The sequence below is a fragment of the Aeromonas sp. PS2Canimalfood6 genome, assembly GCF_048276795.1.
In the GTDB taxonomy this organism is placed as follows: domain Bacteria; phylum Pseudomonadota; class Gammaproteobacteria; order Enterobacterales; family Aeromonadaceae; genus Aeromonas; species Aeromonas caviae.
Map to the genome: position 1 here is coordinate 1 of NZ_JBLUXC010000152.1, position 679 is coordinate 679.

Consider the following 679-nt stretch of genomic DNA (forward strand, 5'->3'; position numbering starts at 1 on the left):
GAAGTAGATAGCTTAACCTTCGGGAGGGCGTTTACCACGGTGTGATTCATGACTGGGGTGAAGTCGTAACAAGGTAACCCTAGGGGAACCTGGGGTTGGATCACCTCCTTACCTTAAGATGTACGAAGTTGTTGAGTGTTCACACAGATTGCCTTGATTCAAGTTTAGAGACAGTACACGAAGTGGGTCTGTAGCTCAGGTGGTTAGAGCGCACCCCTGATAAGGGTGAGGTCGGTGGTTCGAGTCCACTCAGACCCACCACTTCGATTACGGGGCTATAGCTCAGCTGGGAGAGCGCCTGCTTTGCACGCAGGAGGTCTGCGGTTCGATCCCGCATAGCTCCACCATATCGTACTGTATTTGTCAGAAGACAAAGCCATGAGTTGAACATCTCGTTCAATGTATGCCTTTGACTTCTTTACGAAGTTTGCTCTTTAACAATCTGGAAAGCTGATTTAAAAAGTAGTTCTCAAACATTTGTTACAAGTGCTTTGGAAACTTCTTGGCGAAAACCAAATTTTATTTGGTCCTTGTTGTACGACAACAAGCTGTGCCGGTTTCACCGACACTTCTTGGGGTTGTATGGTTAAGTGACTAAGCGTACATGGTGGATGCCTTGGCAGTCAGAGGCGATGAAGGACGTACTAACCTGCGATAAGCCGTGAGCAGTCGGTAAGAG

Annotated in this window: 2 tRNA genes and 2 rRNA genes; all 4 read left to right on the top strand. The window is 47.7% G+C overall.

Annotated elements, in window-relative coordinates:
• A 16S ribosomal RNA gene (locus tag ACNPAA_RS20995) occupies positions 1-111 on the top strand; the annotation flags it as partial.
• Positions 112-184: 73 nt separating this feature from the next.
• A tRNA-Ile gene (locus ACNPAA_RS21000) sits at positions 185-261 on the top strand.
• Between the two features lie 10 nt (positions 262-271).
• A tRNA-Ala gene (locus tag ACNPAA_RS21005) sits at positions 272-347 on the top strand.
• 237 nt (positions 348-584) lie between these two features.
• A 23S ribosomal RNA gene (locus ACNPAA_RS21010) occupies positions 585-679 on the top strand; the annotation flags it as partial.